Raw genomic sequence first — 26,707 nt, 5'->3', positions numbered from 1 at the left:
GCGCCCTACTCGTTGCGCGCCGCGGCCGGGCCGGTCATCCGCCTCAGCAACGGCATCGTGGACATGATCACCGCGACCGAGGCGAGCAGGCCGCCGGCCACGATCAGGTAGTACGCCGGGTCGGGCGCGTGCAGGTCGTACTGCATCTGCGAGCGCAGGAACAGGTGTGCGGTGAGGAAACCGGCGCCGGCCGCGACCAGGGACACCGCGAGCAGCGGCACCCCGGACTCGAGCGCCACGACCCGGCGCAGCTCGGACAGTCGCACCCCGGTCAGGCGCAGCATCGCGAACGGGCGCTGCCGCTCGGAGAGCCCGCCGGTGACGCTGACCGCGAGGCTGCACCCGGCGATCACCAGGCTCGAGATGACGGCGACGTCGGCGAGCCGCTGGAACTGCGACAGCTGACGGGTGAAGTCACCGGCGTAGTCGGCCTCGGTGGCGGCCGCCCGCCCGTACGGGAAAGCCTGGCCGAGCATCGTGCGGGCGTGCTCGATCGCGGCCGGTGAGCCGTCGGTCGGCACCACGACATCGATCACGTCGAGCGTCGCGAGCTGCGCGACGGGCACGGCCGAGGCGGGCCACACCGGACCGCCGTCGCCGTCGTCGCTGCCCCGGATGCCGGTCAGGCTCGGGAACACCTGCGCCACCTCGGTCCCGGCCGGGCAGGTGCCGGCACCGGAAAGGCCGGCCAGTTCCGCGCAGGCGATCAGGCCGGGCAGCCAGGAATCGGCGGTTCTCGGAGCCGGGTTGATCCGGATCAGGTGCGCGTCCGTGCCGGCCGGAAGGCGGACGCCGGTCGCCGGCACACCGTGGGGGCCGTCCGGAACGGTCGCGACCGACACGAAGTCGTGCGAGGCCGCGCCGATCGTGCCGCCGCCGCGCTCGGCCACGATCGTGGTGATCACGCCGGTCGCGGTGCTGGTCACGAAGAGCGCCAGCATCAGGCCGCTGACCGCGCGGAAACCGGCCCGCGGGTCGTCGGCGAGCCGCCGCCCGGCGATCAGCGTGGCCGGGCGCCGTGCACGCCGGGCCAGCAGGCGCGAGCCGGCCATGGTCAGCCACGGACCGGCGATCATCAGCCCGATCATCACGCCGAAGATCCCGGACAGGTAGCCGACGGTCTGCCCCTCCCGGGTCTGCGGCCGGTCGCCGACCAGGTACGCGAGCTCGCCCAGCGCGACCAGCAGCGGGATCACCCGCCAGGCGCGCGGCGGGTCCGGGGTGACCCGGCGGGTGACGCCGAGCGGGGAGATCCGCACCCGCCGCAGCGCGATCCGGGCCGCCAGCGCCGCGGCGAGCGGGACCCCGGCGGCGACGATCAGCACGTCGGCGAGCGACAGGGACAGGTCGCCGGGGAAGAACGGCTCACCGGTGAACGGGATCCGGGCCAGCCCGGCGCGGATCGCGAAGAACACGGCGAACCCGGCGAGCGTGCCGGTCAGGGCGGCGGCGGCCGACTCGACCACGGCGAGCCGGGTGATCTGGCGCGGGGTGGCGCCGACCAGGCGCATCGCGGCGAACCGCTGCTCGCGTCGCGCGGCGGAGAGCCGGGTCGCCGTGCCGATGAAGATCAGCAGGGGGAAGAGCAGGGCGGCCGCGACGACGGAGAGGGTCAGCACGATGCCGTCGGCGCCGATCCCGACGACGCAGTCGTGGCATTCGTCCGGCGAGACCGAGACCATCCGGGTGATCTCGGTGACGCCCGCGATGCGGCCGACCTGCTCCCGGGTGCCGCCGGCAACGACGATCAGGGACTCCGGCGAGGGCAGGGCGTCGTGGCCGAGAACGCCGGTCTGCCGGCCGGGGAACCGGTCGCGCAGCTGGTCGGCGGGGTGGTCGCGGAGCAGCCGGTCGAGGGCGGGGGAGACCTGGTACTCCCCGGGGCCGGGCAGCGCCGTCATACCGGGCGGGACCGGGCCGTCCGGGCCGGAGACCGCCACGTCCACGCGGGCCATCGGGTGGCCGCGGAAGTAGTCCTCGCGTACCACCCAGAGCGCCGGGTCGCGCGCCTCGGGACCGGTCGCGGCGCTGGTGACCGCGCTGTTCAGCCACGAGTAGCGCGCGTTCTGCGCGTGGACCGCGGTGATCCCGGCGACCGTGGCGAGCAGCATGCCGACCCCGGCGGCGACCGCGGCGGCCAGCACGGTGAGGCGGACGACGGCCTCCCGGCCACCGGCCACGGCGAGGCGGAGACCGAGACTGATCACGGTGCGACCGCCTCGGCCGGGGTGGTCACGCGACCGTCGCGGACCATGACCTCCCGATCCGCATACGCCGCGACCCGCGCGTCGTGGGTCACCAGCACCACCGTCGTGCCCTGCTCGCGGGCGGCCGCGACGAGCAGGTCCATCACCTGTTCGCCGGTGAGCGAGTCCAGCGCGCCGGTCGGCTCGTCGGCGAAGAGCACCTCGGGCCCGGCGACCAGCCCGCGGGCGAGAGCCACGCGCTGCGCCTGCCCGCCGGAGAGCTCCCCGGAGCGCCGCCCGTCGAGCCCGCCGAGGCCGAGCCGCCCGAACCACTCACGGGCGCGGCGGATCGCGGCGTCGCGGCGCATCCCGCCGAGCAGCAGGGGCAGGGCGACGTTCTCGGCCGCGGTCAGCTCCGGCACCAGCTGACCGAACTGGAACACGAACCCGAACCGGTCACGACGCAGCTCACTGCGGTCGTTCTCATCGAGCTCATGCAGCCGTACGCCGTCGAAGACGATCTCCCCGGCATCCGGCACCAGGATCCCGGCAAGGCAGTGCAGCAGCGTCGACTTGCCGGAGCCGCTCGGCCCCATGACGGCGACGATCTCGCCCGCGGCCACGCTGAGATCGGCCCCGCGCAGTGCGGGCGTCGCACCGAACGACAGCTCCACCGCGCGGGCGCTCAGCGCGGCCGTCACGGCTTCACCTGCCGGATCTCGGTGCGCAGCGCGTCGAGGCGGGCCGCTGTCGTGTCGACCCAGCGCAGGTCGGCCTCGAGGTGGAACAGGGCGTGATCGGCGAGCATCCTCTCGATCAGGCCGCCGGACTGCTTGACCGTGGTGAGCTCGCGCATCCGGGCGAGGTGGGCGCGGCGCTGACCGTCGAGATACGCCTCCGCGGGCCGGTCCAGCAGCAGGGCCAGGACCACCTTGGTGAACAGGACGCTCTGCAGGTGCGGCTCCGGCGCGACCGGGTCGGCCAGCCAGGTGTTCACCTCGGTCGCGCCCTGCTCGGTGATCACGTAGCGCTTGCGCTCGGGACCGTCGCCGGGGGAGACCTCGTCCATCACCACCTTGCCGTCCCGGGTGAGCCGGCTCAGCGTCGCGTAGACCTGCCCGAACGGGAGCGATCTGCCCACGCCGAAGAGGGTGTCGTAGTCGCGTTTCAGGTCGTAACCGTGGCTCGGCGCCCGTTCCAGCAGCCCCAGCAACGTCAGCGGAACACTCATGCCGCCGACTATACGCTGAGAGTATACGCCGCGTACATAACTGTTCGTCTTGGTCTCGGTGAAGCCGGCGGAGGGTACGCTCGGCCCGGTGTTCTCCCCTCAAGGACCGTCCCTGCGTGAGCTGTGTGTCCAGGCGCTGTCCTCGGTCGAACGCGGCTACGACCACCTGGCCCCCAAGTTCGACCACACGCCGTTCCGCACACCGGACGGTGTTCTCGAGGCGACCGTCCAGGCGCTGTCCGCCGCCGGGCCGTTCGACAGGGGCCTGGACGTCTGCTGCGGCACCGGCGCCGGCCTGACCCTTCTGGGCAGGGTGTGCCGGCAGCGGGTCACCGGTGTCGACTTCAGCGCCGGCATGCTGGTGAAGGCGCACGACGCTGTCCCGGGCGCCACGCTGGTGCGCGCCGACGCGCGGGCGCTGCCGTTCACCGAGGGCTTCGACCTGGCGGTGACCTTCGGGGCGCTCGGGCACTTCCTGCCCTCGGAGCGGCCGGCGCTCTTCGACGGGGTGCACCGGGCGCTGCGGCCGGGCGGGCTGTTCGCCGTCGGGCTCGGTGAGCTGCCGTCGCGGAACAACCGGGCGTATTGGCTGAGTCTCGGCTTCGACCTGGCCATGCTGGTCCGCAACGCCGTCGTGCTGCCCTCCTTCGTCATGTACTACCGCACCGCCCCGGCCGTCGCGGTCCGCCGCGACCTGCGGGCGGCCGGGTTCACCGTGGAGTCCGTGGACCTGCCCGCCGGGGACGAGGACGACCTGCGGTTCTCGCTCGTCCTCGCGCGCAAACCGGCGGGCCCGGCCTGGCGCCCGCGGCCTCGGCGGTCGCCGGCCCGGTCCGGGTCATGATGGGCGGCGGCGGCCCCGTGTTGCCCGGCCGCCGACGTGCCCGCTCCCGCCGCGGTGCAGGATGTACTCCTGCATCAGGGAAGGGTGACGGGATGACGGACGTGGCACGGTCGCTGCGGTGGTACGGCGGGCTCGCCGTGATCTTCTTCGGCGTCGTCCCGGCGGTGATGGTGACGCTGCTGGTGGCCCAGGGCAAGACGCCCGGCACGGTGGGCCTGCTGCTGATCCCCGGCATCGCCCTGGTCGTCGCCGCGCTGGTCTGCGCGGTGCGCGGCATCACCGGCGCCGACCCGGAGCTGAGCGCCCACATGATGCGGCGCAGCATGGCCTTCGTCGCCGGCGCCGACCTGGTGCTGCTCGGCGGCAACGCGCTGATCCGGATGGCCGCCGGCTGACCCGGCGCCGACGCTCATGAGCAGGCGGCGGTACGTGGCCAGAGGCGTCCCGGGCGGTTACCGGATCTGGGACAACCGCGGCCGCCACTGGTGGGGCGAGCTCTACGAACTGTGCCCCGACGATCTGCTCGCCGAGCTGAACGGCGCCCGCGACCCGGACAGGATCACCGCGCTGCTGCGCGTCCATCGACGGCGGACCCGGTAGCCCCCGCCGCCGGGCCCGACCGGTCAGCGCGGCGTCTCACCGGCGCAGAGCCATGCCTGCGATGACATGGCCGGCGTCAGGGGCGGCGGGTGAGGACCTGCGGTCCGTCCTCGGTGACGGCGACGGTGTGCTCGGAGTGCGCGGTCCGTGATCCGTCGGCGGAGCGGATCGTCCAGCCGTCCTTGTCGTACCTCACCTTGTCGGTGGTCGCGCACAGCCACGGCTCGATCGCGATGGTCAGCCCGGGCTGCAGCCGGATGCCCCGGCCCGGGCGCCCGTCGTTGTGGATGTGCGGCGCCTCGTGCATGGTCCGGCCGACGCCGTGCCCGCCGAACTCCAGGTTCACCGAGTACCCGTACTCCCGGGCGACGCCGCCGATGGCCGCCTCGATGTCGCCCAGGCGGCCGCCGGGCTTGGCGGCGGCGATGCCGGCCTCGAGGGCGACCTCGGTCGCCTCGATGAGCCGCAGGTCGGCCTGGGCGGGCGTGCCGGCGATCACCGAGACCGCGGAGTCGGTGACCCAGCCGTCGATGGCCACCGCCATGTCGATGCTGAGCAGGTCACCGTCGCGCAGTGTGTACTTGTGGGGCAGCCCGTGCAGCACCGCGTCGTTCACCGACAGGCACAGCACGTTGCGGAACGGCCCCCGCCCGAACGAGGGCGAATAGTCCCAGTAGGACGACTGGGCGCCGCGCTCCTTGATCCGGCCGCGGGCGTGGTGTTCCAGGTCCATCAGGTTGACCCCGACCTGGGTCATGCCGGCCAGCTCCGCCAGCAACTCGCCGACGAACTGCCCGGTAACGGCCATCCGGGCGATCTCCCCGGGTGCCTTGAGCTCGATCACGTTGATCCCTCCCTATGCGGTATAGTTATACCACCACCGGAGAGGAGCCCGATGATCCGCCCACCGCTGACCCCGGATCTGATCGCCGCCGGCCGGCGTCTCGGCGCCGCGCTGCGCACCGCCCGCGGCACCCGCAGCCAGGCCGAGATCGCCCTGGCCGCCGGCATCTCACCGGAGACGCTGCGCAAGATCGAGGGCGGCCGGGTGCCGACCCCCGCCTTCGGCACGATCGTCTGCCTCAGCGAGGTCCTCGGCATCCCCCTGGCCGAGCTCGCCGACGCGTGGCTCACCGCGGTGCCGTTCGACGAGCAGAGATCCACCCCCGTTTCCCGTACGGCGTGAGCGCGCCCACTGATCCGCGCTCAGCGGGCCCGGGTCAGCGCGCCCGGGTCACGCCCAGCGCCCAGCGCCGCGGGTCAGTCGGGTCAGGCTCGGTGCGCCGGGCCGGCGGGTGAGGATCGGTGCGCCGGTTCGAGGCTTGATGGTCAGTGCGCTGGGTCGGTGCGTGATGGTCGGTGCGCCGGGCCGGCGCGTGAGGGTCAGTGCGCCGGGGTCGCCACCGCGTGCAGCAGGAAGTCGACGAGCTCCCGCGCGTGCCCGGCCGCGCCGGCCGTGAGCGCCGCACGCTCGGCGGGCGGCGTGGTCAGCGCGTGCATCATGGCGCCGCCGGCCAGCGTGTCCAGCAGCAGGGTCACCGACGTACCACCGGGGATCTCGTCGCGGGTGATCCCGCGACGGATGATGTCGCGGGCGGCGGCGATCTGCGCGGTCCGCATCCGGCCGTAGTGCTCGGCGATCCCCGCGATCGAGGCCGCCTCCAGGTGCAGCCGCAGCGCCGCCTTGCTGCACGGCCCGGCGTAGAGCCCGATCATCTGGGTGGCCAGCTCGACGAGGTCGCCGTGCAGCGTGCCGGTGTCGACGTCGCTGATCCGCGGCAGCCCGGCCGTCAGCGCGTCGGTGAGCAGTTCCTGCTTGCTGCTCCAGCGCAGGTAGAGCGTCGCCTTCCCGATCCCGGCCCGCCGCGCGACCGGCTCCATCGCGAACCCGGCCCACCCCGCGTCCCCGAACACGTCCAGCGCGGCCTGGGTGATCCGGCGATCCACCCCGGGGTCCCGCGGGCGCCCCGGCCCGGCCGGCGTCGCACTGCTCATCGCGGCCACCCCCCGTATTCCTGAACGCCTTCCGTCAGATTACAACCCGGCCGGGGCCGATCGGCGCTGATCCGCCGTCCGGCCGGTCCACATCGGCGTCCGGCGCTCAGGTCCCCGGCGCGGTGCGGGTCCTCGGGTCCTCGGTGATGTCGCGGACGACCCGACCCGGTACGCCGCCCGCAGAATCGCCGGTCAGCGACATCCGTCAGGGGCTGTTGACGCGATCGACGACCGCGGATAGCGTGGCGATCACCACCGCGTTATAACGTTTCACATTCTCGCGCGGCGGCGAGCGGCTCCGCTCAGCGTTGTGCTGGCGCAGCGTGATCGTCGTGCGTCGAAACGGCCCGGGACGGAAGCCGTCCTGCTCCGTGGACCCCTCTGTGTCGTCGTTCTCACCACCCCGGGAGTCACCCGATGAAACGTCGTACCGTCATCGCGCTCGGCGCCGCCGCCGTGGCGCCCTGGCCCGCCACCGCGGCGTCCGCCGCCACCACCGCCCCGGCGGAGAAGGCTGCCGGTTCCGGAGCCGCGGGGTTCCTGGCCACCGAGACCGGTGACGGCGCCAAGTTCCGGTGGTGGTGGCCGCACGGTCTGGTCGACCCGGTGGAGATCGCGCGGGAGGTCGACCAGATTGCCGCCGCCGGGTTCGCCGGGGTGGAGATCCAGGACGTGCACCACAGTGTGCGGGCCGACCTCGACCCGGCCGGGCACGGCTGGGGCACCGGCCCGTGGCGCGACGCCGTCGAGTCCGCGCTGCGCCAAGCCAAGCGGCGTGGTCTGACCGTCGACCTGGCGGCCGGCCCGAGCTGGCCGGCCGCGGTCCCCGGCATCACCCCGGATCACCCGGCCGCCGCGAAGGAACTTGTCCACACCGTCACGCCGTTCACCAGTGGCATCACCGTGCCGGTGGCGGCGGAAACCTTCGCCGTCCAAATCGCCCGGCTGGTCTCCACCGGGGTCCTCGACCCGGCGTCGGTGCGGACCCTGACCCCGGCCGGCGGACAGGTCACGGTCACCGTGGGGGACGGGAACTGGGTGCTCCTCACGTATGTCGTGCGCGGCTCGGGGCAGCAGCCGGAGGGCGGCCCGCACACCGACCCGCCCTCCTACGTGGTCGACCACTTCAGTGCGGCCGGGGTCGCGGCGATCCGGGACGCGTGGAACGCGCACGTGCTGACGCCTTCGATCCGGCGGCTGCTCCGCGACGCGGGTGGCGACCTGTTCGAGGACTCGCTGGAGCTGGAGGCCGACGGGACGCTCTGGACACCGGACCTCCCGGCCGAGTTCGCCAGGCGCACCGGCACCGACCTGCTGCCGGTGCTCCCGGTGCTGCTCGCGCCGAAGGGCAAGTACCTCTACACGTTCGGCGGCGACACCACCAACCACCTGCGGGACGCGTTCGACCAGGTGCTCTCCGACCTCTACCACGAGCACCACCTGCTGCCGCTGCGCGACTTCGCGCACTCGCTCGGGCTGAAGCTGCGCGCCCAGCCGTACGGGCTGTCCACCGACGCGATCCGCAGCGCCACCCTGCTCGACGTGCCGGAGGGTGAATCGCTCGGCTTCAAGAACCTCGACGACTTCCGGGTCCTCGCCGCCGCCCGGGACATGGCCGGGCGGAAGGTTCTTTCCTGCGAGTCGGCCGCCTACGCGAACGGCGCCTACAGCACCACCTGGAACAAGGTGCTGCAGACGATGGGCAGCGTGTTCGCCGGCGGCGTCAACCAGGCGGTGCTGCACGGGTTCGCGTACCGGGACGCGCCCGGCGCCGCCTGGCCCGGTTTCGCCGCGTTCTCGCCCTACAACGGCACCGGGATCGGGTACGCCGAGGCGTGGGGCCCGCGCCAGCCCACCTGGCGGCACATCGACGGCGTGGCCGGCTGGTTCCGCCGTACCCAGAAGATCCTGCAGACCGGCACCGCGCGGGCGGACCTCGCGTTCTTCCGGCAGAAAGGTTTCACCGCGACCGGGATCGGCGCCCCGTGGGCCACCAACGACGGCATCCCGATCGGCTGGACGCACGGTTTCGTCGACGAGGCGTCGCTGTCGCTGCCGGCCGCCACGGTGCGCGACGGACGCCTGGGCCCGCCGCACTACAAGGCAGTCGTTCTCGACGGTGACATCTTCCGGGGCAAGGATCACACCCTGCCGGTACGGGCGGCCCGCCGTCTCGTGGCGATCGCCCGGGCCGGCCTGCCGGTGATCGTCGTCGGTGACTGGGCCGACGTGCACCCGGTCGCGCTGCAACCGCTGCTGGCCGAGCTCCTGGCGCAGCCCGGCACCCGGGTCGTCGCCGACCAGACCGGCATCCCGGCCGCGCTGGAGGCGCTCGGCGTGCGGCGCGACGTGGAGTACGACCGGTCGTCGCTGATGACCGTCCGCCGCGTCGACGGCGACACCGACCACTACTACCTGGCCAACGCCCGCCACGCCGAGAACCGGGTGATCACCGCGATCGACCAGGACGTGTGGCTGACCACGACGTCGCGGACCAGCGTGCCGGTCGCGGTGGACGCGTGGACGGGGGAGCGGCGCGGCCTCCCGTACACCCGGGCCGGGAGCCGCCTCCGGATCCACGTCACGCTGCAGCCCGGTCAGTCCCTGCTCGTCACCTGCCAGCGGCGGCGGGTTCCCGTCGTCACCCGCACGTTCACCGGTGCCGAGACGCCGCTGACCACCTGGGACCTCGAGGTCGAGGACTGGCAGCCGACCGGCGTGACCACGCACCGGCTGACGCTCGACGGCCTGGCGCCGTGGTCGTCGATCCCGGAGCTCGCCGACGTCTCCGGCATCGGCCGGTACCGCACCACGGTCGACGCCGGCGCCGGGGGCCGCGCGCTGCTGGTGCTCGGCAAGGTCGTCGACACCAGCCGGGTCCGGCTCAACGGCCGCCTGCTGCCCCCGATCGACGTGCTGCAACCGGTCGCCGACCTGACGTTGCGGCCCGGCCGGAACACCATCGAGGTCGAGGTCGCGACCACGCTGCTCAACCGCCTGCGGACCACGAGTCCCGCCGTGTTCGGCATCGCGGCCCGGCAGGCGTACGGACTGCTCGGCCCGGCCTCCCTGAGGTGGTACCGATGAGACGCCGCGGTCGCCGTTGTGCCTACGCGGCGCGCCACTGGGCGGGCGTCACAGCGTGCTCGGCCCGGAACCGCTTGATGAAGTAACTGACGTCGGGATAGCCGACGCGCCGGCTGATCGCCGCCACCGTCAGATCAGTTTCGGACAGCAACGTGCGCGCCTCCTGCATCCGCCGTTGTGTGATCCACTGCTGGACGGTCCGCCCGGTCTTGCGCCGCACCACTGTCGTCAGGTGGTTGCCGGTCAGGGCGAGCTCGGCGGCGATGCCGGCCAGCGAGATCCCCTCGTGGTACCGCTGCTCGATCAGGTCGAACACCGCACCGAGCAGCGGCTCCTCGGCGGACCGCAGTTGGTCGCCGACCTCGGCCGACAGCCGCGCGAGACCGACCAGCAGCAACGTCAGATGGGCGATCGACGCCTCCCGGTACCCGTCCGCCCGCGTGCGCACCTCGGTGTCGAGCGCGCCGAACCGCGCCATCCAGGCGTCCCGCTCCGCCGGCGGGATCCGCAGGCGCTGCGCCCGGTCGGCACCGCGGGCGAACGGGAACAGCAGCGGATGCGAACGCCACGACGCGCCCACCCCCGAGCGCACCAGGTCGGCGGGGAACCACACCACCCACCCGTCGTCGGCGATCCGGCCGGTCCCCCCGTACCCGATCACCTGTCCCGGCGCGAACACGAACAGATCACCATCGGTCACCGTCCACCGCCGGCCGTCGATCCGGACGTCCGCGTCGGCGCGATGCGCGTAGCAGAGCACCAGGAAGTCGTGTGCGTGCGCGCCGATCCCGGGTTGCGGCACCGGGCCGGGCAGCCGCGCCGATCCGATCGGCAGCACCTCGGCCGCGCGCCCGAAACCGTAGACGGTCACGCCGTCCCCGGTCCGCCCGACCGGAACCGAGAATCGTCGGATCATCTCCACGAATTCGCCGCTGTGCTCGTCGTCTTCGGCCACGAGGCTGAGCGTATGACCGAGTTTCGTCGGATCCCAGGAGCGTGACATGACCCAGCAGACGTATCTGCCCGCCATGGGACTGCGCTGGTTGCTGCCCCTCTACGACCCGTTCTGCCGCCTCACCGGCGTGCGTCACGTCCACCGGCAGTTGATCGGCCACGCCGGCCCGCGCCCCGGCCACCGGGTGCTGGAGATCGGTTGCGGCACCGGCACGGTGCTGACCGCGCTCGCCCGCGCCTGCCCGGGTGTCGAGGCGATCGGCATCGACCCCGACGCCGGTTCCGTGCGCCGCGCCCGCCGCAAGGCCGTCAGGAACAACCTCGAGATCAACTACCAGCTCGCGTACGCCGGAAGCCTGCCCCTGCCGGACGCGAGCGTCGACCGGGTCCTCTCCTCGCTGATGCTGCACCACCTCGACCGGGCCGAGCACGGCCGGGCGTTGCGCGAGGCCCGGCGGGTGCTGCGCCCCGGCGGCGAGCTGCACATCGTGGACGTCGCCGGGGCGCACCCGCGCCCGTCCCGGCTGGCCGCGACCGAACCGGATCACGTCCTCGCGGCGCTGTTCGACGCCGGGCTGACGAACCCCGCCGAGACGGGCCGGGGCCGTGCCGGGTTCGGCCGGGTCGTCTTCTACCGCGCGTCGGCCTGAGCCCGCCCGCGCCGCGCACCGTGACCGGTACGTGCCGTGACGCGGCGCGGGCCGGCACGTCGGGGGAGACGTGCCGGCCCGCCCTCGGGGAAGGACCAGGTGCAGGGATCAGCAGGTGGGCTCGCCGGACTGGGCCGGCAGGCTGACCGCGTTCCAGGCGGCCTTGACCGCGTTGAACTGGGTGCAGCTGCCCGGGTACAGGTTCTTCGCGGCCTGCAGCGTCCACACCCGGTACTTGGCGTAGGACGAGCTGGACGTCTTCAGCAGCATCGCGTTGTACATGATCTTGATGGCGGTCTGGATGCCCAGGCCGGTCACCGTGGAGCCGTTGCAGGTGGAGCTGGCCGGCTGGCCGTTGCCACCGCTGCCCTGCGCCAGCAGGTAGAACCAGTGGTTGCCGGGACCGGCCGCGGCGTGCACCTCCTGGCCCGGCGTGCTGCTGGAGTAGCAGTTGGAGTCACCGGCGAGCGACGGGTTGTACATGTACCGGATCGGGCCGCTGCCGACCAGGTTCACTTCCTCGCCGACCTGGTAGTCGAACGGGTCGTTCGGGTTGTTCGCGTACGCCTCGGTGGCCGCGCCGAACGTGTCGGCGACGAACTCCTGCGTGCCGCCCTTCGAGATGCCGCCCGGCGTCTTGTCGTCGATGCCGTGACCCAGCTCGTGACCGACCACGTCGGCCGACGAGATCCACTTGCCGGCGGTGTTCTTGCCGATCTGGACCTGCGTGCCGTCGTAGTACGCGTTCTGCTGGTTGAGCCCGACCCGGATCGGCCACGCGCCGCCGGAGCCGTTCTGGCCGTTGCGGCCCAGCCACGACGACAGCATGCCGACCTGCTTCTGCGCGACGTAGAGCGCGTCGACGCAGCCGGTCTCCTTGCTCGTGCCGACGCCGTTGCCCCACACGTTGTCGCTGCCGGTGAACGTCGCCCGGGTGGACGCGTCCTGGCAGCTCAGGTTCGTGACGGACGGGTCCTTGAGCGAGTACGTGGAGCCGGACAGCGTGGTGTTCAGCGACACCGAGCCGTTGATCCAGCCGGTCCCGGTGCCGGTGACCTCGGTGACGTGCTCCTCGGTGCCGATCACCTTCCCGGTCACCGCGTCCACGTCGACGGTCAGGCGGCTGACGCCGTTCGCGCCGGTGCCGTTGACGGTCGTCTCGTAGGCGAGCCGTGCCGTGTCGCCCGCGATCACGACCAGCGACGTGCTCTCGACCCCGGTGACGGTCTTGAGCTGCGCCTTCGCCGTGGCGATCGCCGCGCTCGCGGTCACCTTGGCGGTGGTCGACAGCTCCCCGATCGGGCTGCTCTGGGCCACCGACGTGTAGCGGGTCTGCCCGGTGTTGTCGGTGACGACGACCAGGTCACCGCCCTTGACCGCGAGACCCTTGTAAGTGCGGTCGTAGGCCGCGTAGGTCAGGCCCGCGGACTGCAGGACCTGCCGCCGCTGGAAGGCGTCGTGGGCGCCGGCCCGCAGCGCTGCCGGGCGGGCCGCGATCACGGAGTCGGCGGCCGCCACGGCGTCGACGGCCGGAGCGGCCGGTTGCGCCGCCGCCGGGCCGGAGACCGCGACCAGCGCCGAGGCCGCCGCGGTGCCGACGGCCAAGCCGACGACCAGGGATTTACGTGCCATCTCGGGAACTCCTTTCCCGCCCGTGGGGGTGATGGGCGGGGTAGTCCTCCGGTTCGGCGGGGTAGCCGGACCGGCTGATTCAGGAGTGACGATATATATGTAGGTCTATTGACGGAATAGGGAAAACCCTAGGTGTCAATCCCTTCCCGCGTACGCCGTGGGCGTCCCGACTTCCTCGTTTCCTCCCAGAAGAGGCATAGCGGTGCATAGCGTTGACACCGACCGCTCCACCGCCTGAAAGGAACCTGTCGTGCGACGCCTGTTGACCCTGACCCTCGTGGCCACCGGCCTGCTCGCCCCCGCGCCCGCCGTCGCCGCACCGCCCGCCGCGCCGGCCGTGGTCAGCGCGGGAAGCAGCCCGCGCGAGGACCTGTCCGGCCAGCGCTTGCGCAGTCCCGGCAGCGCCAGCATCTACCTGGTCGACCCCGAGGGATACGCCCGCGCCTTCCCGGACATCGCCACCTACACGAGGTTCTACGAGGACACCGACGGCGTCGAGGTCAACGACGACCTGGACGACATCAGCCGGGGCCCGGCGTTCAGCCGCGACGCCTACCTGCTGCGCGTCGTCGGCGAGGACGGCATCTACGTGGTCAGCGACGGCGTCCGCCGCGGCATCGCCTCGTGGCGTGTCCTGGAGAGGTACGGCTTCGACCCGGACCGGGCCCGCCCGGTGACCCGGGACCGCGCCGACGAGATCCCGGAGGGCCCGGCCTGGCGGTGACCACGTCGCCCGCGGAGCACCGGTGGCGGGTGTTGCCTAGACTCCGGCCGTGCGGATCAGTCGACGGCGCGTGGTCGCCGCCATCGCCGGTCTCCTGCTGCTCGCCTCGCTCACGCTCGCGGCCGTGTCCTACGTGCGGTGGAAGGCGGCCGGCGTCGCGCATCCGGTGACCCCGCCGGCCGGGGCGGCCGCCCCGTGGCCGGACGGCGCCGGATTCGACCAGGACGTCTCCGTCCGTTCCGGGCTCGTCGAGTCCCGGCTCCGCAACGATCGCGGGCCGGGGACAGTGCGCATCTACGCGATGCCGCCCGGCTCGCCGTGGCTGCGGGCCCGGCAGACCGTGGCCACCCAGCTCGACCATTGGGAGCAGCTCGGCGACTGCGCCGACCGCCCGGACGCCACCCTCGTCGAGTGCGCCTGGCGGGAGCCGACCCGCTGGTGGCCACGCGAGGTCACGCTCACCATGGTGCGGTTGCGCCCGGGTGACGACGACACCCGTCGTACTTTTCTGATCATCGGCTCCGGTGTGGGCGCCTGAGTGTGGGCTAATTTACGAGGATCGCTCGACTGAATCCACCGACATCAGTGGAGGACTTTGTGATCCAGTTCCGTTTCCGGCGCGGTGGCCCGCGTGTGGCGACCGCCCTCACCGCCGCGCTCACCCTGTCCGCCGGCCTGCTCACCGCCTCGATCACCCCGGCCGCCTCGGCGACGCCGGCCGCCCCGGTCACGCCGGCCGCCGTCGCCGCGGTGGCACCGGTCATCGACCAGAACTTCGCCGACCCCGACGTGATGAAGGTCGGCCGCACCTACTACGCCTACGCCACCAACAGCGACGGCCGGCACATCAAGTGGGCCACCTCCACCGACCTGGTCACCTGGACCGTGCAGAGCAGCGACGCTCTGCCGACGCTGGGCGCCTGGGCCGATCCGGAGTGGAGCTTCCCACCGGGCGGCTCCGGCGACCACGGCGTGTGGGCGCCGGAGGTGTTCGCCACCGGTCCCAAGAGCTTCGTCATGTGGTACGTGGCCCACGACCGGGCGTCGGACAAGCAGTGCATCGGCGCCGCGACCGCCACCTCGCCCGGCGGCCCGTTCGTGCCCCGCGACACCGCGCTGGTCTGCACCCCGGAGACGGGCGGCGCGATCGACGCGTCCTCGTATGCCGAGAACGGGCGCCGGTACATCCTGTGGAAGAATGACGGCAACTGCTGTGCCCAGGACACCTGGCTGCACCTGCAGCAGGTCAGCGCCGACGGGCTGCGCCGCACCGGCGCCGAGACGCAACTGATCAAGCAGAACAAGCCGTTCGAGGGCACGCTCGTCGAGGCGCCGACGCTGTGGAAGCACGGCAAGACGTACGTGCTGTTCTACTCGGCCAACTTCTTCGGCAACGGCAGCTACGTGAGCAGCTACGCCACGTCGGACAGTCTTCGCGGGCCGTACACCAAGGCTGCCGCGCCGCTGATGACCACCGACGCGTTCGCCGGCTCGGTGCGCGGGCCCGGCGGGCAGGACGTCGTGACCGGGCCGGACGGTCAGGACCGGATCCTCTTCCACGGCTGGAACCCGGACTTCACCTACCGGGCGGTGTACTCCCAGCGCCTCGACTGGCAGGGCAGCCGCCCGATCGTGGCGGGCGCCAAGGTGCGTTACGAGGCCGAGGACGCCGACTTCACCAGGGCCAACGCGCGGTACGCGGCCGGCGGCGCCAGCAACGGCGTCGTCGTCGGTGGCATCGACTTCGCCGACAGCCGGGTCACCTTCACCGTCTACGTGCCCCGGGCCGGCGACTACCGGCTGTACACCCGGTTCGCCAACGGGTCGGACGGCGGCGCGGCGAGCCACGCCCTGACCGTCGACGGCGTCGCGGCCGGCACCGTCGACTACCCCGTCACGGGCTGGGACAACTGGCAGGTCACCGAACGGACCGTGACCTTGAGGAAGGGCACCAACACGATCGCGTACGGCAAGGGGGCGAACTTCGCCGAGATCGACGCGATCGACGTCGCCTGATCGCGGGGCCCGATCACGCGTCCTGATCCGCCGGGTCCTGCTCCAGATGCTGCCGCCACCGGCTCAGGCCGGTGGCGAGCTGGTCCAGGACCGGCCGGGGCAGCGCGGCGGTCAGCCCGGCCATCGCGGCCTCGAAGGCCGGGGTGGCCGCCGCGAGCGCCTGCTCGCCGGCGGGGGTCAGGACGAGCAGGGAGGACCGCCGGTCGTCCGGGTTGGCGCGGCGCTCGCACCAGCCGCGGGCGACCAGCCGGTCGACGGCCTTGCTGGTGGCCCCGACGGTGATGTCGACCTCCTGGGCGATGTCGTGGACCCGGCAGACCGGGCGCCCGCCGATGATCCGCAGGAACTCCAGCGCGCCGAGCGACATGTCGTGCTCGGCGCGCAGGCGTGCGTCGATGCGGTTGTAGAGCCGGGTCTCGGTGCGCACCAGGTCGGTGAAGAGCGTCGTGGCGTCCGTCACGGATCGACTTCCATTCGTGGGAATTAGCTTCCAGGGAAACTATGTTGATTCCTAGGAAGCCATCTTCTCATCGGAGGCCGACATGAACCGGCAGCAGCAACGCGACGCCGTCCGAGCCGCCCTGGCCGCGACCCCGCGCGAACGCGGAACCGTCCCGCAGGAGCGGGCCGGATTCGAGATCTTCGGAACGTCCCGCCCGCTCGCCGCGGGGGTCAGCGCCGACGACACCACCCTGGGCGGGTGGCCGGCCGTGCGGCTGCGGGCCGGCGCGTCCCCTGCCGTGCTGCTCTACCTGCACGGCGGTGGCTACGTCGTCGGGTCCGCCCGCACCGGCGCGCGGCTCGCGTCGGCGCTGATCGCCCGGACCGGTGGCACCGCGTACTCGCTGGACTACCGGCTCGCGCCCGAGCACCCCTTCCCGGCCGCTGCCGACGACGCGCTCGCCGCGTACCGGGAACTGCTGGAGACGACCGACGCCGGCGACATTCTGATCGCGGGTGACTCGGCCGGCGGCGGGCTGGCGGTCATGACGCTGATCGCGGCACGGGACGCGGGGCTGCCACAGCCGGCCGCCGCCGCGGTCTTCTCGCCGTGGACCGACCTGACCCTCAGCGGCGACAGCATCCGCACCCGGGCCGCGGCCGACCCGCTGTTCACCGAGGACGCGCTGCGCTGGTACGCCGACCACTTCACCCCGGACCCCGCCGCGGCCCGGGCGGCCAGCCCGATCTTCGCCGACCTGTCCGGGCTGGCGCCGCTGCTGGTCCAGGTCGGTGCCGACGAGCTGCTCCTCGACGACGCGCTCCGGCTGGCCACGCGCGCCGCCGCCGCCGACGTCGAGGTGACCCTCGAGGCAGGGCCCGGGCTGCCGCACGTCTACCAGCTGAACTTCGGCGACCTCGACGACGCGGACGACGCGCTCGACCGGGCCGGCGCGTTCCTGTCCCGCAGACTGCCGGCCGTCGTCGACGCGGGGTGAACCCCGGCCGGAGGGGCCGGCGGCGGACCCTGCCGCCGGGTCACCCAGCCGGACCGCTGTGCCGGCCCGGACCCGGGGTTCCCGCTCGCGGGCAAGGCGTTCCGTGCATGTTCGTTCCTGCCTGCTTTTGGACGAATCGGCTCGATTGATCGCGTCGCCGTAGCCCTTGGTCTACCAAGGTGTTGCTGGGCGTAGCCCCGTCCGGCGAGGGCGGTCGCGCCCCGTCGAGAGGGCACGGACTCACCGCTCAGCACCGGAATCCCCCGTGCGGAAGGACGAGGCAGTGACGACCCACCAGCACCCCAGGTTGATCCAGATCGCCGGTAACGGTCGATGTGAACCAGCGCCGCCCCGCCGGCGATCGCTGCGTCGCGTCCTCGTCGGGATCCTGGCCGCGGTGACCCTGATCCCGGTGGTCGTCGCCGTCGCCGGCGCGTCACCGGCCGGCGCGGCCACCAATCAGTTCAGAGGCATGAACTGGGCCGTGCTGGGTGACAACTTCAGCACGAGCCCGCTCGTCGTCCAGGGCCTGAGCATGTCCGACAGCAACGCGACCGTGCGGGCCAAGGCCAATGCCCTCTACGACGACATGGCAGCCATCGGGGTCAACACCGTGCGCCTGCCGATCAACACCCACACCGTCGGTACGACGTGGTGGAACAGTTACCGGGGTGCCATCGACGCCGCGACCGCCCGCGGATTCAAGGTCATCCTCGCCTACTGGGAGGACGGCGCCGCCTCCGGTGGCAGGATCACCAACCTGGCCGCCTGGAACACGATGTGGTCCCGCGTGACCAACACCTACGGTTCCAACGTCAATGTCTACTTCGAGCCGATGAACGAACCCCACGGCTACAGCTCGGCGGACTGGCGCAACGTCGCCGCGAACTGGCTCGGCTACCACTACTCGGCGGTGCCCTCCCGCGTGCTCATCGGCGGCACCGGCTTCAGCCAGGATCTGCGGGACATCTGCAACGACAGTCGTTTCAGCGGAACGCTGCTCTCCTTCCACTACTACGCCTTCTTCTACGGCGCGATGACCTACGACGCTTTCCGCAGCCACATCCAGACCCGCCTCGGCAACTGCGCCTCCCGCGCGGTCGCGACCGAGTACGGAGCGCCGATGTCCACCGGCCTCAACTACGCCGACGCGGGCAGCACCGACAACTTCGTGCGGTACCTTCGCGCCGTCACCCAGGTCATGCGGGACAACCAGATGGGTGGCACCTACTGGCCCGCGATCGGCGGCAAGCGCACCGGAAGCCTCGGCTACGACCACTACTCGATGTTCGCCCTCAGCGGCAGCGGGACCGACCTGAACCTGACGGTCCGCAATGCCGCCGGCCGTGACCGCGTCCGGTACGGCTGGGGACTGTAGATCGCGCCCCCGGGCGCCGGGTACTGCCCCGGTGCCCGGGACGCCTCGCGGCTCCGGGGTCCGCCCGGCGTCCGGGGTGATGCGCCGGCACGAAAGCCTTGACATGCTCGCAACACCGGTGCAATCGTTCACAAAGTGGCCACCTGACGTCACCCCGTAGGCGAAATCCCCTTCGAAGGCCTGGTTGCTCTCTTGGTCATGCCCGCGGTGCGCAGCAGATTGTTAGCGCTCACGGTCTGCCCCGGGCCGGCCTGCGGCCGGTGGGCCGCTCCGGCTCCCGGCCCGGCACAGCCGTCCTGAGGTAGACGCTGTGGATCGACATCCAGTCGGGCGGAGGAGGCCGTGACGGCAGGGGAACTTCTCCAGGTGCAGCGCCTCGAGCATGTGCTGGACGAACTTCGGCGCAAGGGCGCCGTCCGGGTGCGCGAGCTCGCCGTCGACCTGGGTGTCAGCGAACCCACGATCCGCCGCGACATCGCGACGCTGGCCGCCCGCCACCTGGTGACCCGGGTGCACGGTGGGGCCACGCTCCCGCAGCACGCTCGTCCGTCCGGTCGCCCGCCACAGACCAGCAGAGCGTTCACGATCGGGATGGTCGTGCCGTCACTGGATTTCTACTGGCCGCCCGTCGTTGCGGGCGCCAAGGCCGCGGCTGGGGCCCTGGGAGTCACCATCCAGCTGCGCGGTTCCAGCTACGACCCGGAGGAGGACCGCCGGCAGATCGGCCGGCTCGTCGACGCCCAGCAGGTGCAGGGCCTGCTGCTGGCACCGAGCCTGGACACCGGCGACGCCGAGCGCATGATGCGGTGGATCGGCCGGCTGCCGGTGCCGACCGTCCTGGTCGAACGGCAACCGCGGCACTGGGCCGCGATGCCCCGGCGCGTCGAGTACGTGCGCAGCGACCACTCCCTCGGCCTGGAGATCGCCGTGCACCACCTGTACGAGCACGGACACCGGCGGATCGCGCTGATGCTCGCCCACGGCAGCCCCACCTCGGAGCACCTGTTACGCGGCTGGCTCACCGCCTGTGCCGAGCTCGGCATCTCGGCGGCGACAGTGGTGCGCGAGCCGGTGGCTCTGGACGATCCCGGCCATCGCCGGCTCATCCACGACAGCCTGATCCGGTGCCGCCGGGCGGCGGTCACGGCGTTGATCGTGCACAGCGACCCGCATGCGATCGCGGTCGTGCAGATCTGCGCCGAACTGGGCATCGGCATCCCCGAGGACCTGGCGATGGTGTCCTACGACGACGAGATCGCCCACCTCGCCGAGCCGGCCCTCACCGCGGTCCGGCCCCTGAAGAACCATGTGGGCCGGGTCGCGGTCGAGCTGATGGTCTCCCGGCTCCACGACGGCGATCGCCGGCCGGCCCACGGAGTGATCGTCGCCCCGGAACTCGTGGTGCGCCAGTCGTCGCTCAGCCGGGCACGGCTCGCCTGACCGCGGTCAGCGGGTGGCACGGTGGCTCCACCGCCGGGGAGCCGGCTCCGCGTGAGGTGGCCGGGGTCTCCCGGCCGCGGTCAGCGCGCGACGATCACGTGCGTGCCCGGCCCGAGCTCCGGCAACGACCCGCGGACGGTACGGCCGTCCACGGTGACCCGGGTGCGGCCGGTCCCGTCCGGCAGGGTGACCCGGCCCCTGGTCCCGGCGGGCGCGGTGATCCGCAGGGTGAACGAGCCGGCCGTCCCCTCCCAGGACACCGTCAGCCGGCCGTGCGGCGTGGGCACGACGCCCTTCGCCCAGGTCACCGTGCCAGGGTGCGGGACCACGGCCCAGGTGGTGAAGCCCGGCGCGGTCGGAGTCACGCCGAGCAGCTCGGTGGTCAGCGCGGGCACGACGCCGGTGGACCAGCCGTGCGCCATGCTGGTGAACCCGCCCTCGTACGGCTCGCCGCCGGGGCCGATGCCCTCCCACGCGGCACTGCCGGAGTCGTGCGTGGTCATCCAGCCGTACATCCGCTTGATCTGGTCGATCGCACTGTCGGCGGCGCCGGCGCGGAAACGGGCGACGATCTCCGGGTACGAGGTGAAGGCGTACACCCGCTGGGTGGCGCCACCGACGCCGGGCAGGGTGTCGTTGTCCATGAACGCGTTGCCGTAGGGCTGCCGGGTGGCCGTGCCCAGATACCGCAGCGCCGACGTCGCCCGGGCCGGGTCGGCGACGCCCGCGGTGACCGCGATGGCGTTGCCGTCCTGGCCGTGGCGCACCGGGCCGTCGAGGGTGTCGAGGTAGGCGCCGGCGGCCGGATCCCACAGGCGGGCGTTGACCGCGGCGGTGACCGTGGCGGCCCGCCGGGTCCAGCTGTCGGCCTCGGCGTGGTGCCCCAGCAGGGCGGCGATGCGGGCGGCGTCGCGCAGCGCCTGCACGTACAGCACGTTGTAGTAGGTGACGCGTCCGGCACGCGGCAGGAACGCGTAGTCGCCGTACCCACCGGTGTTGTTGAGGCCCTTGTTCAGCAGCCCGTCGCCGTCGGTGACGGTGGGGTACCAGCCGTCCAGGAGCTTGACGAGGTGCGGCCAGTACCCGGCGGCGTAGGCGTGATCGCCGGTGTAGAGCACGTAGTCCCAGCTGCTGGTGACCCACCAGAGCGGGTACTCGAACAGCGTCAGGCCGTAGTTGAAGATCGAGGCCGGTGGCAGGAAACCGTCGGCGCGCTGGTGGTCGGCCAGGTCGGCGAGCACGTTGCGGGCGGCGGCGGCCGCGTCGGGATGGGTCAGGTAGAGGGTGCGCCCGGAAACGGCGAGATCGCCGACGTACGGGTCCCGGTCGCGCTTGGCGCCGTCGTGCAGGACGAGTTTGCCCTCCAGGGTGGGGCTGGCCGCGTCGCGCGGATCGCAGTCGGTGGCCCGGAACGTGTCGACGGTCAGCTCGTTGGCGTACGAGGCCGCGTACCAGTAGCGGTTGAGCTCGTCGTCGGAGCAGAGGAACCAGCCCGCGTACGAGCCGGGGGCGCCGAGGTACCCGGTGAACTCCAGTGCGACCGCGTCGACGGCGACCTGTCCGTACGGCTGCGCGGCGGGAGCGTCGGCGGGCAGCGCGTCGAGGGTGATCTTGAGGTAGCGGAAGCCGTGCAGGCCCTCGGCGTGCACCTGGCTGCCGCTCTGGTACCCGTTCCGGTCGAGCCAGTCGGCGCCGCCGGCCGGCACGGCGTACTGATCGGTGCCCGGCGCGCCGCGGCTGTAGTCGGAGCGGTCGGAGAGGAACCGCAGCGTCTCGGAGAACGCCAGGCGGACGCCGGGGTGATCGTCCGAGGCCCGGGCGAACGTCACCCGGGGGTAGCCGACGACGATCCGGCCGAAGTCCACGGTGACGCTCGGCGGCGTCTCCGGCTCGACGATGCCCGGCCACAGGGCGTTCACCCGGGTGTACTGCCCGCGCGGGGTGTCCTGGGTGCGGGTCACGGTCAGTCGCACGCCCGAGGTGGTGACCGGCGTGGTGAACCGGACCGGCGCCTGGACGGCGCTGTTGCCAGTCACCGTGGCGGCCGGGTGCCACGCGGCGCCGTCCCACGTCTCGACGGTGAAGTCGACCGGCACGCCGTCGCTGTTCGACAGCAACGTCACGCCGGGCAGGGTGATCGCGGCAGGGGTGGTGACGGTCAGGACCGCCGGATAGGTCGCCGGCTGCGCGTCGTTCCAGAACGTGCCGGGGTCGCCGTCGATCGCGTTGCCCGGGTCGTATGTGGTCGGGGTGCCGTCGTTGCCGCCGTTCGGGTCGTGGAAGGACGACGCGGTGGCGGTGGTGCCGGTCGGCCAGGCCGGGGGTGGCACCGGCCGCGGGCGGGTGAGGACGGTGACCCGGCCGCCGCGGGTCAGCAGCGCCTCGGGGTTGCGGACGTCGCCGGTGGACGCGATCACCGCCGTCGGCGTGACGTGCCGGCGCCCGGGGCCGATCACGTATCGCTGCCAGCCGGCGCGCGGGGACGCCGCGGCGGCCGGCAGCGGCACGGCGGCCACGGCCGCGCCGGCGAGGCCCGCCTGCAGGAGCAGGCGACGGGGAAGACCGGATTGCTGCGACGAGACCATGACCACCTCGGAATGAAACGTTTCACGGACGTTACGGTCATGTTAATCGATGGCCATGGGGTGATCCAGTCATCCGCACTGCTCAATTCCTGCTCATCGGCTGCCCGGTTCCGGTGAGCACTCGACGGATGTCAACCGGATGCCCGACGGGGAGAATCCTTTGGTCTGTTTCATTCCTGTATGCGCCTCGGCCACGGAAACCGCCGGCCGGGCAGGAACGACGACGTCGAGGAGAGACACGATGCAGTTCGGACTGGCCCTGCCACAACTCGGCCCGGCCGGCGATCCCGCCGGGGTCGCGCGTTTCGCCCGGACGACGGAAGCCCTCGGATACGACTCGTTGTGGGTCGGCGACCGCCTGCTGACCCCGGTCGACCCCAGTGACCTCTATCCGGCGGAGCCGAAGCCCTATCCGCCGGAGTTCACCAGCGCGGCCGACCCGCTGATCATCTGGGCGGCGGCGGCCGCGGCCACGTCGCGTGTCCGGCTCGGCTCCAGCACGCTCAATGCCACCTGGTACAACGGGCCGCTGCTGGCCCGGGCGTTGACGACGATCGACGTGCTGAGCGGTGGCCGGCTCGACGTCGGGCTCGGCACCAGTTGGATGCGCGACGAGTACACGGCGGCGAACGTCGACTGGAACTCCCGGGCGCAGCGGCTCGACGAGACCATCGACCTGCTCCGGGCCTGGTGGACGCAGAATCCGGTGGAGTATCACGGGACCTTCTTCGACGTACCCCGGTCAGTCGTCGATCTTCGTCCGGCCCAGGCCGGTGGGCCGCCGATCCTGCTCGGCGGGCTGTCCGAGCCGGCGATGCGGCGGGTCGGGCGCCGCGCCGACGGGTATCTGGCTCTGGACGGCCTTCCCGAGCAGTATCAGCTCCACCTCTGGGACGTCGCGCGGCGGGCGGCCGAGGAGGCGGGTCGTGACGCCCAGGCGTTGACGCGGGTCATGCGCATGAATCCGTACGACAACGACCCGGAGGCCATGGCGGCGAGTGTGTCCGCGATGGAGAAGGCCGGGTACGACACCACCTTCGTCGACCTGACGTACTGCACCCGCACGGTCGACGAGTCCCTGGAGGTGGCGGAGAAGCTGATGGCCCGCCTGGCCAACCGATAGGCGGCGGTCGGCACCGGAGCAGGCGGACCGGGCATCGGGCAAGTCGAATCTCAGCCCTCAGGAAGCCCCGCTCCGGTGCTGTGACCGTCATTACCAGCACATCCCCGGCCGGAAGAAACCCGGCGCCGGGCGGCTTGTCGCAACTGTGGCCGAAACTCACACCGAAACCCCGCCCGACGACGACCTCACCGCCGGAGAGCTGCTCCCACCGGGACGACGCCTCCGGATCGTCCTGGTCCTCGGCTTCCTCACCGCCCTCGGCCCGCTCACCATCGACATGTACCTGCCGGCCCTGCCCGCCATCACCGGCAATTTCGGGGTCACCGCGGCCGCCGTGCAGCTCACGCTCACCGGCACCCTCGTCGGTCTGGCTCTCGGCCAGTTGATCATCGGCCCGCTCTCCGACGCGGTCGGGCGCCGCGTGCCGTTGATCGCCGGCGTCGCCGTCCACCTGATCGCCTCGGTGCTGTGCGTCGTCGCGCCGAACCTGGCCGTCCTCGGCTCGCTGCGGGTGCTGCAGGGGCTCGGTGCGGCAGCTGCCGCGGTGGTGGCCATGGCAGTCGTCCGTGACCTGTTCACCGGGTTCGCCGCGGCCAAACTGCTCTCCCGGCTGATGCTCGTGGTCGGCGTCGCGCCCATCCTGGCCCCGACCATCGGCGGCCAGACCCTGCAGTTCACCTCGTGGCGCGGGGTCTTCGTGGTGCTCGCCGTGGCAGCCGCGGCCATCCTCACCGCCACCGCCCTCGTGCTGCCCGAGACCCTCGCCCCGCAGAACCGTCGCAGCGGCGGGATCGCGGGCACCGTCCGGGACTACGGCCGGCTGCTCGGCGACCGGGTCTACGTGGGCCTGATCCTCGTCGCCGGCCTCGCCATGGCCGCCCTGTTCGCCTACGTGAGCGGCTCGTCCTACGTCCTGCAGGAGGGCTTCGGGCTCAGCGAGCAACAGTTCGCGTACGTGTTCGCGGGTGGCGCGGTCGGCCTGATCGGCGCGACCCAGTTGAACGTGCGGCTGCTGCGCCGCTGGATGCCCCAGCAGATCCTCGCGGGGTCGCTGGTCCTCGGGCTCGCCTTCGGCTCGGTCCTGCTGCTCCTGGCGGCCACCGGGGTCGGCGGCCTGGTCGGCATCCTGATCCCGCTCTGGCTGGTCCTGGCCATGGTCGGCCTGGCCATGCCGAACGCTCCCGCCCTGGCGCTCTCCCGTCACGGCGAGGCGGCCGGCACCGCGGCGGCGCTGCTCGGCGCGGTCCAGTTCGGCGTCGGCGCCCTGGCCGCGCCCCTGGTCGGGGTGCTCGGCGTCGGCGCGGTCGCGATGGCGGTCGTGGTCTTCGCCGGCATGCTCGCCGCCACCCTGGTGTGCTTCCTGGTGGTCCGGCCGCACCGCCTCCCGGCCGAGCACGCCGCGGGGCCGGTCGTGGCGCTGGCTCACTGACCCCATCGGGCCGGCCGAGCACGGCGGGGAAGCCGGTCGTGGCGCCGGCTCACTGACGCCGTCGGGCCGGGGACGACTACGAGTGGTCGTGGACCGGGTCGCCGACGGCCTGGGCCCTGGACAACCCCGGTCACCCGGACGTCGCCGAGGCCCTGTCGGTCGCGCAGCGGCACCGGGACAGCTGGCTGCGCGGCTACCGCGGGGTCCTCGGATTCGTCACCCTGGTCCTGCGCCGCGCGTAGTCCGGGCCGGCGGCGGTGACGACAGGTCCGCGGAGTCGCCACGGCCCATCCTTGAGGTGAACCTCGGTTGAGGTTGCAGAGTGGGCGGATGACGGTGACCGACGAGGTACGACAGGCGCTGGACCGGCAGCGGACCGTGGAGATCACCACGGTCGGCCGCCGCAGCGGGCAGCCGCGACGCATCGAGACGTGGAGGTACGTGGCGGCCGGCCGGTACTGGCTCACCGGTAGCCCGGGCGCCCGCGACTGGTACGCCAATCTCGTCGCCCACCCCGGGTTCACGCTCCACCTCGACGGCCACGATCTGCGCGTACGCGGCCGGGTGGTGACCGATCCGGACGAGCGCGCCCGGGTGTTCGGTGAGATCGTGCCGGCCCTGGACTGGGCGGGCAGCCTGGCGAGCTGGACAGCCGGCAGCCCCCTGGTCGAGATCGAGCTGGACTGAGGAACTCAGGCGGCGGCCGCGACCACCGGGAGCCTGCGCGGCGGTGTGCCGGAGGGTCGCCCATCCCAGCGGTCAGGCGATCATCATGCTGCTGCAGATGCCGGAGAGGACGATGCCGGTGACCGCGCCGCCGATCAGCAGGCCGGCGCCGAACCGCCGGGTCGCCGGGCGGATCAGGAGCAGACCGCCGATCAGCAGCAGGAACGGTAGCCAGAGCCAGACCGCCAGTGGGCTCCCGCCGCCCGAGGTGTCGAGGTTGCCGGTGAACGACAGGCAGGTGCCCAGCGGGCCGAGGATCACGCCGGCGGCGATGCCGGGACCGAGACCGCGATTCCGGTGTGGCAGCGGCGGCGAGGCGACGACGAGCACGGCGGGCGGGCCGGCGGTCAGGTGCAGCAGATAGCCCTGCGGGTCGACGCCGGTCAGCGCCGGTCCGGTCGCGGTGTGAGTCTCGGTGACCTGGCAGCCGCCGCGCCGCCACAGCTCGGCGGCCGCGCCGAACAGGTCCGTGCCGGGCGGCAGGCGGTCGATCCGCATGCCGGCGCGCAGCCGCTCGACTCCCGGCGGGCCGGGTTCCGGGCCGATGACGCCGGGATGCGGCGGGAACGGGACGACCGCGTCGGCGGGCACCTGGCAGGCCCGCAGGGTCGCCGTGATCCGTTCGTCGACGCCGCGCCGCAACTCTGCCGGGTCCACCCGATCATGCT

General features: G+C 72.6%; 25 protein-coding genes. 15 read left to right on the top strand and 10 right to left on the bottom strand.

The window, feature by feature from the left end:
• Positions 1-5: 5 nt before the first annotated feature.
• From Acy02nite_RS15485 to Acy02nite_RS15475, 3 genes are read right to left on the bottom strand one after another with little or no spacing between them, the layout of a single operon-like run.
• A complete protein-coding gene (locus Acy02nite_RS15485; RefSeq protein ID WP_203741183.1) occupies positions 6-2,207 on the bottom strand; it encodes an FtsX-like permease family protein in 2,202 nt (733 codons plus the stop codon).
• Complete coding sequence (locus Acy02nite_RS15480; RefSeq protein ID WP_203741181.1) at positions 2,204-2,887, bottom strand: ABC transporter ATP-binding protein; 684 nt, start codon at positions 2,885-2,887, stop codon at positions 2,204-2,206. The genes Acy02nite_RS15485 and Acy02nite_RS15480 overlap by 4 nt, the downstream gene beginning before the upstream one ends.
• The gene (locus Acy02nite_RS15475; RefSeq protein ID WP_203741179.1) at positions 2,884-3,417 is read right to left on the bottom strand and encodes a PadR family transcriptional regulator; all 534 of its coding nucleotides are present in this window, start codon (positions 3,415-3,417) and stop codon (positions 2,884-2,886) included. Before Acy02nite_RS15475 ends, Acy02nite_RS15480 begins: the two co-directional genes overlap by 4 nt.
• A gap of 88 nt (positions 3,418-3,505) precedes the next feature.
• Here Acy02nite_RS15475 and Acy02nite_RS15470 point away from each other — a divergent pair, with 88 nt between their 5' ends.
• The 3 genes from Acy02nite_RS15470 (at position 3,506) to Acy02nite_RS15460 (ending at position 4,861) form a co-directional block, all read left to right on the top strand.
• Entirely contained in the window at positions 3,506-4,261 is a 756-nt protein-coding gene (locus Acy02nite_RS15470) for a class I SAM-dependent methyltransferase (protein ID WP_203741177.1), read from the top strand.
• A gap of 92 nt (positions 4,262-4,353) precedes the next feature.
• Positions 4,354-4,656 carry a hypothetical protein gene (locus tag Acy02nite_RS15465; RefSeq protein ID WP_203741175.1) on the top strand — a complete coding sequence of 101 codons (303 nt, stop codon included), beginning with the start codon at positions 4,354-4,356 and terminating at the stop codon, positions 4,654-4,656.
• Positions 4,657-4,690: 34 nt separating this feature from the next.
• Positions 4,691-4,861: a hypothetical protein gene (locus Acy02nite_RS15460; protein WP_203741173.1), complete on the top strand. Its 171-nt coding sequence runs from the start codon at positions 4,691-4,693 to the stop codon at positions 4,859-4,861.
• A gap of 76 nt (positions 4,862-4,937) precedes the next feature.
• On the opposite strand, the gene map is transcribed toward Acy02nite_RS15460, so the two are convergent.
• Positions 4,938-5,705 (bottom strand): type I methionyl aminopeptidase, encoded by a 768-nt coding sequence (map, locus tag Acy02nite_RS15455; protein ID WP_203741172.1) that lies wholly within the window; start codon positions 5,703-5,705, stop codon positions 4,938-4,940.
• Between the two features lie 51 nt (positions 5,706-5,756).
• On the opposite strand from map, the gene Acy02nite_RS15450 reads away from it, so the two are divergent.
• A complete protein-coding gene (locus Acy02nite_RS15450; protein WP_203741171.1) occupies positions 5,757-6,047 on the top strand; it encodes a helix-turn-helix domain-containing protein in 291 nt (96 codons plus the stop codon).
• Between the two features lie 197 nt (positions 6,048-6,244).
• Here Acy02nite_RS15450 and Acy02nite_RS15445 read toward each other — a convergent pair whose 3' ends face one another.
• Positions 6,245-6,856, bottom strand: coding sequence for a TetR/AcrR family transcriptional regulator (locus Acy02nite_RS15445; protein WP_203741170.1), 612 nt, complete (start codon positions 6,854-6,856; stop codon positions 6,245-6,247).
• A 417-nt stretch (positions 6,857-7,273) separates the two neighbouring features.
• Here Acy02nite_RS15445 and Acy02nite_RS15440 point away from each other — a divergent pair, with 417 nt between their 5' ends.
• Complete coding sequence (locus Acy02nite_RS15440; RefSeq protein WP_203741169.1) at positions 7,274-9,943, top strand: glycosyl hydrolase; 2,670 nt, start codon at positions 7,274-7,276, stop codon at positions 9,941-9,943.
• A gap of 22 nt (positions 9,944-9,965) precedes the next feature.
• Here the strand turns inward: Acy02nite_RS15440 and Acy02nite_RS15435 are convergent, their stop codons facing one another.
• Positions 9,966-10,814: an AraC family transcriptional regulator gene (locus Acy02nite_RS15435; RefSeq protein WP_203741232.1), complete on the bottom strand. Its 849-nt coding sequence runs from the start codon at positions 10,812-10,814 to the stop codon at positions 9,966-9,968.
• Between the two features lie 130 nt (positions 10,815-10,944).
• Here Acy02nite_RS15435 and Acy02nite_RS15430 point away from each other — a divergent pair, with 130 nt between their 5' ends.
• Positions 10,945-11,547 (top strand): class I SAM-dependent methyltransferase, encoded by a 603-nt coding sequence (locus tag Acy02nite_RS15430; RefSeq protein WP_203741168.1) that lies wholly within the window; start codon positions 10,945-10,947, stop codon positions 11,545-11,547.
• 108 nt (positions 11,548-11,655) lie between these two features.
• Here Acy02nite_RS15430 and Acy02nite_RS15425 read toward each other — a convergent pair whose 3' ends face one another.
• A complete protein-coding gene (locus Acy02nite_RS15425) occupies positions 11,656-13,179 on the bottom strand; it encodes a M4 family metallopeptidase (RefSeq protein ID WP_203741167.1) in 1,524 nt (507 codons plus the stop codon).
• Between the two features lie 250 nt (positions 13,180-13,429).
• Between Acy02nite_RS15425 and Acy02nite_RS15420 the strand changes: the two genes are divergently transcribed.
• The 3 genes from Acy02nite_RS15420 to Acy02nite_RS15410 are packed head-to-tail and all read left to right on the top strand — an operon-like array spanning position 13,430 to position 15,919.
• Positions 13,430-13,903 (top strand): hypothetical protein, encoded by a 474-nt coding sequence (locus tag Acy02nite_RS15420; protein ID WP_203741165.1) that lies wholly within the window; start codon positions 13,430-13,432, stop codon positions 13,901-13,903.
• Between the two features lie 49 nt (positions 13,904-13,952).
• On the top strand, positions 13,953-14,441 hold the full coding sequence (locus Acy02nite_RS15415) for a hypothetical protein (RefSeq protein WP_203741163.1): 489 nt from the start codon (positions 13,953-13,955) through the stop codon (positions 14,439-14,441).
• Positions 14,442-14,500: 59 nt separating this feature from the next.
• Positions 14,501-15,919, top strand: a complete 1,419-nt coding sequence (locus Acy02nite_RS15410; RefSeq protein ID WP_203741161.1) for a family 43 glycosylhydrolase — start codon at positions 14,501-14,503, stop codon at positions 15,917-15,919.
• Between the two features lie 13 nt (positions 15,920-15,932).
• On the opposite strand, the gene Acy02nite_RS15405 is transcribed toward Acy02nite_RS15410, so the two are convergent.
• The gene (locus tag Acy02nite_RS15405) at positions 15,933-16,379 is read right to left on the bottom strand and encodes a MarR family winged helix-turn-helix transcriptional regulator (RefSeq protein ID WP_203741158.1); all 447 of its coding nucleotides are present in this window, start codon (positions 16,377-16,379) and stop codon (positions 15,933-15,935) included.
• Between the two features lie 82 nt (positions 16,380-16,461).
• Here Acy02nite_RS15405 and Acy02nite_RS15400 point away from each other — a divergent pair, with 82 nt between their 5' ends.
• The 3 genes from Acy02nite_RS15400 (at position 16,462) to Acy02nite_RS15390 (ending at position 20,176) form a co-directional block, all read left to right on the top strand.
• Positions 16,462-17,358 carry an alpha/beta hydrolase fold domain-containing protein gene (locus tag Acy02nite_RS15400; RefSeq protein WP_203741156.1) on the top strand — a complete coding sequence of 299 codons (897 nt, stop codon included), beginning with the start codon at positions 16,462-16,464 and terminating at the stop codon, positions 17,356-17,358.
• A gap of 397 nt (positions 17,359-17,755) precedes the next feature.
• Positions 17,756-18,736 carry a glycoside hydrolase family 5 protein gene (locus tag Acy02nite_RS15395; RefSeq protein ID WP_239174848.1) on the top strand — a complete coding sequence of 327 codons (981 nt, stop codon included), beginning with the start codon at positions 17,756-17,758 and terminating at the stop codon, positions 18,734-18,736.
• A 342-nt stretch (positions 18,737-19,078) separates the two neighbouring features.
• On the top strand, positions 19,079-20,176 hold the full coding sequence (locus Acy02nite_RS15390) for a LacI family DNA-binding transcriptional regulator (protein ID WP_203741154.1): 1,098 nt from the start codon (positions 19,079-19,081) through the stop codon (positions 20,174-20,176).
• 80 nt (positions 20,177-20,256) lie between these two features.
• On the opposite strand, the gene Acy02nite_RS15385 is transcribed toward Acy02nite_RS15390, so the two are convergent.
• Positions 20,257-22,761: an alpha-L-rhamnosidase-related protein gene (locus Acy02nite_RS15385; protein WP_239174864.1), complete on the bottom strand. Its 2,505-nt coding sequence runs from the start codon at positions 22,759-22,761 to the stop codon at positions 20,257-20,259.
• Positions 22,762-23,002: 241 nt separating this feature from the next.
• On the opposite strand from Acy02nite_RS15385, the gene Acy02nite_RS15380 reads away from it, so the two are divergent.
• The 3 genes from Acy02nite_RS15380 to Acy02nite_RS15370 all read left to right on the top strand — a co-directional run bounded on the left by Acy02nite_RS15380 (position 23,003) and on the right by Acy02nite_RS15370 (position 26,000).
• On the top strand, positions 23,003-23,884 hold the full coding sequence (locus tag Acy02nite_RS15380; protein WP_203741150.1) for a TIGR03619 family F420-dependent LLM class oxidoreductase: 882 nt from the start codon (positions 23,003-23,005) through the stop codon (positions 23,882-23,884).
• Between the two features lie 145 nt (positions 23,885-24,029).
• On the top strand, positions 24,030-25,313 hold the full coding sequence (locus tag Acy02nite_RS15375; protein ID WP_203741148.1) for a multidrug effflux MFS transporter: 1,284 nt from the start codon (positions 24,030-24,032) through the stop codon (positions 25,311-25,313).
• Positions 25,314-25,643: 330 nt separating this feature from the next.
• Entirely contained in the window at positions 25,644-26,000 is a 357-nt protein-coding gene (locus tag Acy02nite_RS15370) for a nitroreductase family deazaflavin-dependent oxidoreductase (protein WP_203741146.1), read from the top strand.
• A gap of 72 nt (positions 26,001-26,072) precedes the next feature.
• Here the strand turns inward: Acy02nite_RS15370 and Acy02nite_RS15365 are convergent, their stop codons facing one another.
• On the bottom strand, positions 26,073-26,696 hold the full coding sequence (locus Acy02nite_RS15365; RefSeq protein ID WP_203741144.1) for a hypothetical protein: 624 nt from the start codon (positions 26,694-26,696) through the stop codon (positions 26,073-26,075).
• Between the last annotated feature and the right edge of the window lie 11 nt (positions 26,697-26,707).

This window comes from Actinoplanes cyaneus (assembly GCF_016862095.1).
GTDB classification, from domain to species: Bacteria; Actinomycetota; Actinomycetes; order Mycobacteriales; family Micromonosporaceae; genus Actinoplanes; species Actinoplanes cyaneus.
This window is presented reverse-complemented; position numbering and strand designations above follow the sequence as displayed.

What these genes read in the sequence shown, in the direction of transcription:
- Acy02nite_RS15400 (WP_203741156.1), top strand. Translation starts at nt 16,462, where the DNA reads ATGAACCGGCAGCAGCAACGCGACGCCGTCCGAGCCGCCCTGGCCGCG.
- Acy02nite_RS15465 (WP_203741175.1), top strand. Translation starts at nt 4,354, where the DNA reads ATGACGGACGTGGCACGGTCGCTGCGGTGGTACGGCGGGCTCGCCGTG.
- Acy02nite_RS15440 (WP_203741169.1), top strand. Translation starts at nt 7,274, where the DNA reads ATGAAACGTCGTACCGTCATCGCGCTCGGCGCCGCCGCCGTGGCGCCC.
- Acy02nite_RS15430 (WP_203741168.1), top strand. Translation starts at nt 10,945, where the DNA reads ATGACCCAGCAGACGTATCTGCCCGCCATGGGACTGCGCTGGTTGCTG.
- Acy02nite_RS15425 (WP_203741167.1), bottom strand. Translation starts at nt 13,179, where the DNA reads ATGGCACGTAAATCCCTGGTCGTCGGCTTGGCCGTCGGCACCGCGGCG.
- Acy02nite_RS15445 (WP_203741170.1), bottom strand. Translation starts at nt 6,856, where the DNA reads ATGAGCAGTGCGACGCCGGCCGGGCCGGGGCGCCCGCGGGACCCCGGG.
- Acy02nite_RS15475 (WP_203741179.1), bottom strand. Translation starts at nt 3,417, where the DNA reads ATGAGTGTTCCGCTGACGTTGCTGGGGCTGCTGGAACGGGCGCCGAGC.
- Acy02nite_RS15380 (WP_203741150.1), top strand. Translation starts at nt 23,003, where the DNA reads ATGCAGTTCGGACTGGCCCTGCCACAACTCGGCCCGGCCGGCGATCCC.
- Acy02nite_RS15385 (WP_239174864.1), bottom strand. Translation starts at nt 22,761, where the DNA reads ATGGTCTCGTCGCAGCAATCCGGTCTTCCCCGTCGCCTGCTCCTGCAG.
- Acy02nite_RS15370 (WP_203741146.1), top strand. Translation starts at nt 25,644, where the DNA reads ATGACGGTGACCGACGAGGTACGACAGGCGCTGGACCGGCAGCGGACC.
- Acy02nite_RS15450 (WP_203741171.1), top strand. Translation starts at nt 5,757, where the DNA reads ATGATCCGCCCACCGCTGACCCCGGATCTGATCGCCGCCGGCCGGCGT.